General features: G+C 67.6%; 2 protein-coding genes. Both read right to left on the reverse strand.

Going from position 1 to position 4,228, the window contains the following annotated elements; all coding sequences use genetic code 11:
* Window positions 1-1,324 precede the first annotated feature (1,324 nt).
* A complete protein-coding gene (locus VFG33_RS03135) occupies window positions 1,325-2,380 on the reverse strand; it encodes a 2-dehydropantoate 2-reductase (protein ID WP_325022161.1) in 1,056 nt (351 codons plus the stop codon).
* Window positions 2,381-2,389: 9 nt separating this feature from the next.
* The gene (gene gcl / locus VFG33_RS03140) at window positions 2,390-4,168 is read right to left on the reverse strand and encodes a glyoxylate carboligase (RefSeq protein ID WP_325022163.1); all 1,779 of its coding nucleotides are present in this window, start codon (window positions 4,166-4,168) and stop codon (window positions 2,390-2,392) included.
* Window positions 4,169-4,228: the final 60 nt, after the last annotated feature.

Below are 4,228 nucleotides of genomic sequence, written 5' to 3' on the forward strand. Positions count from 1 at the left end.
CGCGGGGTACATAGGTGTGGGTGGTTCGCGTCGCCGGGCTGCGTGATGGTGCTAGTCGCGGCGAGGTGAGTCAAGGGCGCTTCGCGGCCCTTCGGGCTCGAACAAGTTCGACCCTTGACACACCTCACCACGACCAGGGAAAGACGCAGCTACGCCCGGAGCCGCTGAGAAGAACGGCCACAATTCAGGGATTTACGTCGAGGGGTGCCGCTCGGGTCATCCGCTGGGGGTGGCCGACGGCATCCCTCGGGCCGACCGGGGCGAATGCGGCCAGCAGGACGAAAGCCCGGACCGCCACCACTCAGCAACCTCCCGCCAGTGCCCCCGCCGGAGCGGCTCCACGCCTGAGCCGATGCCTGGCCGGGAGGTTCCGGTGCCCGACCGGGAGGTTGCTGAGTGCTGGGCGTCCGGGGCACCCCCTGCCGAACCACCTAGCGGAACGAACACACCACCAGGCGGACCAGCCGATGACCGCCCCGGCCGATGCCTGTCTGCTCGACCGATACCGTCCTACAGACCGGCATCGGCCCAACGACCCGGCATCCACCCGGACGGGCCCACCGCCGATAGCGGGCTGTTCGACCGATAGCGCCCAGTAGACCGGTATCGGTCCCATAAGCCGGCAGCCGACCGAACCACGCCACCGCTCGACGCAAGGCCCACCGCCCGGCCCCACCCAGACCTACAGAACCCGCCGATCCCAGCCGGGAAACCGGTTACTGGACAGGGTTTCGCGACTTCTGCAGGTCCGGATGGGGCCACCCCGGAACCCGGCTCCACCCGCGCCGACGGAATCAGCGGAGGGCCGAACATCTCGCAGGAACCACCCGGGCGAACGGAATCGCCTGGATGCAGCTCACACGTCAGCGCGGATCCGCGTAGCTGCGTCCTTCCCTGGCCGAGGTGGTGGGTGTCAAGGGTCGAACTTGTTCGAGCCCGCAGGGCCGCGAAGCGCCCTTGACACCCAGCACCTCGGCTAGCACCATCACGCAGCGGAGACCGCGCAACCACAGTCCGTCCACGCACCAACGCAACCACATCGCACACGGGGCTGCGCAACAACAGTCCCAACGCCAACCAAGGAACCACCGTTGCCCTTAGCAACCACGTGCAACCGGAACCTGGCGTACCCGCGTACCCGCGTACCGGCGTACCGGCGTACCCGCGTACCGGCGTACCCGCGTGCCCGCGTGCCCGCGTACGTATGGGTGCTGTCTGGGCAGCACGGTGCGCCCGAAGGGCCTCGCGGTGCTCTTCGGGCGCAGCGTGGGTGGAACAGGTGGGCTCGGAGGGCTTGCAGGGCACCGCTCCGAGCCCGCCTGGATCAGGGGCTGGCTGGTACGGCGGCAGCCGGGGTAGCGACGGATGGGGCGGGGGCCGCAGTTGGGGCGTGGGCGACCTTGCCCGGGGCGGTTCCGACCTTGGTGGAGAGGAGGTCGGCGACGGCGTGGACGGCGCGGAGGGTAGGAGCCTTCGTACCGGTGAGGTCCGCTAGTTCGACCACGGCCGCGAGGATCACGTCGAGCTCTAGTGGCTTGTCCTTCTCCAGGTCCTGCAGCATCGACGTCTTGTGTTCGCCGACGCGTTCGGCTCCGTCGATCCGCTTGTCCACCGAGATGTCCGGCTCGCTGCCGACAGCACGAGCGATCTCCAGCGTCTCCTCCATCATCAGCCGGATCATCGCCCTGGTGCCCGAGTGTTGGGCGATCTCCACCATCGTGGCCCGCGCGAGCGCACTGATCGGGTTGAAAGCTGCGTTACCCAGCAGCTTGATCCAGATGTCATTGCGGATGTCGTCTTCCACCGGGCATTTCAGCCCGCCGGCGATCATCGCCTCACTGAACTCCAGGCACCGGTCGCTCTGACCGCCGCCCGGCTCGCCGATCGAGAACCGGGTGCCCTCCAGGTGCCGAACCACGCCCGGCCCTTCGAGCTCGGTGGAGCAGTAGACGACGCAGCCGATCGCACGCTCGAGTGAGAGGACCCGGGTCACCTCACCACCCGGGTCCACCGACTCGATCCGGCGCCCTTCATAGGGACCGGACAGCTCGTGGAAGTACCACCACGGGATGCCGTTCTGGGCCGCGATCACCGCGGTCTTGTCGTGCAGCAAAGGCGCGACCAGCGGGCCGGAGGACGCATACGAGTTCGCCTTCAGACCGAGGAAGACGAAGTCGACCGGGCCGATCTCCGCCGGATCGTCAGTGGCGGGAGTCTGGGCCAGCCAGTCGCCGCGCGGGCTGTAGACCTGTACGCCGTTCTTCCGGATCGCCTCCAGATGGGCGCCTCTGGCAACCAGATGCACCTCCGTGCCTCCCCGGTGCAGGGCGGCCCCGACGTACGCGCCGATCGCTCCGGCGCCGAGAATCGCGACTCTCATCCCGACCCCCTAGTCCCTCAGCCCGGAGGCGGTCGGAGTGGGGTGGCGGACGTCGTCCAGTTCATCGAACTCGATCACGTTCGCGATGTCGGCCGGCCCCATCGACACGTTGGTGATGCGTTCCAGGATCACCTCGACCATGACCGGCACCTCGTACTCGACCATCAGCTTCTTGGCCTCGTCCAGCGCGGGCAGGATGCCGTCGGGTTCGAAGACTCGCAGCGCCTTGCAGCCAAGGCCTTCCGCGACCTTCACGTGGTCGACGCCGTACCCGTTCAGCTCCGGGGTGTTGATGTTGTCGAAGGCAAGCTGGACGCAGTAGTCCATGTCGAAGTTGCGCTGTGCCTGCCGGATCAGCCCGAGGTAGGCGTTGTTCACCACCACGTGGATGTAGGGGATGTTGAACTGCGCCCCGACCGCGAGTTCCTCGATCAGGAACTGGAAGTCGTAGTCGCCCGACAGCGCCACGACAGTCGCCTCGGGATCGGCGACCGCGACGCCGAGCGCCGCGGGGCCGGTCCAGCCGAGCGGGCCTGCCTGGCCGGCGTTGATCCAGTGCCGCGGCCGGTAGACGTGCAGCATCTGCGCGGCCTGGATCTGCGACAACCCGATCGTGGAGACGTACCGGGTCTCGGGTCCGAAGGCATTGTTCATCTCCTGGTACACCCGCTGAGGCTTCACCGGGACGTTGTCGAAGTCAGTACGCCGTTGCAGCGTGCGCTTGCGTTCGCGGCAAGCTGCGGCCCACTCGGACCGGTCGGGCGACGGCCCTTCCGCAGTGCGCTCCTTGGTCACGTGGATCAGCACTTCGAGCGCGGCCTTCGCATCCGACACGATGCCGAGGTCCGGCGCGAAGACGCGGCCGATCTGGGTTCCCTCGATGTCGATGTGCACGAACTTGCGGCCGGCCCGGTAGACGTCGAGAGCGCCGGTATGCCGGTTAGCCCAGCGGTTGCCGATGCCGATCACCAGGTCCGATTCCAGGAAGGTCTCGTTGCCGTACCGGTGGGAGGTCTGCAGTCCGACCATGCCGGCCATCAGCCGGTGGTCGTCGGGGATGGTTCCCCAGCCCATCAGCGTCGGGATCACCGGGATGCCGTTCAGTTCGGCGAACTCGACCAGGAGGTCCGCCGCGTCGGCGTTCACGATGCCGCCACCAGCCACGATCAGCGGGCGTTCCGCCTCAGCCAGCAGTTGCAGGACTCGCTCGGCCTGCGCGACGGTGGCTCGAGGAGTCGCGACTGGCAGTGGGGAATACAGGTCTGGGTCGAAGTCGATCTCGGTCAGCTGGACGTCGATCGGCAGGTCGATCAGCACCGGCCCGGGACGACCGGAGCGCATCAGCTGGAACGCCTTCTGGAAGGCGCCCGGCACCTGTGCGGCCTCGAGCACGGTGACAGCCCATTTCGTCACCGGCTTCGCGATCGACTCGATGTCGACCGCCTGGAAGTCCTCCTTGTGCAGCTTGGCCACAGGTGCTTGGCCGGTGATGCAGAGGATCGGGATCGAGTCGGCGGACGCGGAGTACAGGCCGGTGATCATGTCGGTGCCGGCAGGACCCGAAGTACCGACGCAGACGCCGATGTTGCCGGCCTTCGCGCGGGTATAGCCCTCAGCCATGTGCGAGGCGCCCTCGACGTGCCGGGCCAGCACGTGCTTGAGCTCGCCCTGCGCTCGGACCGCGTTGTAGAACGGGTTGATGGCCGCACCGGGCAGGCCGAACAGGTTGGTGATTCCCTCGCGACGGAGGATCTCCACCGCCGCGCGGGCGGCAGTCATTCGTGGCATGCCAACTCCTTCTAGTCCGTGCGGGGGTGGAGCCAGTTGAAGGTCTCGGTGGTCGCGGTG

The sequence above is a fragment of the Kribbella sp. genome, from assembly GCF_035687465.1.
Lineage (GTDB): Bacteria > Actinomycetota > Actinomycetes > Propionibacteriales > Kribbellaceae > Kribbella.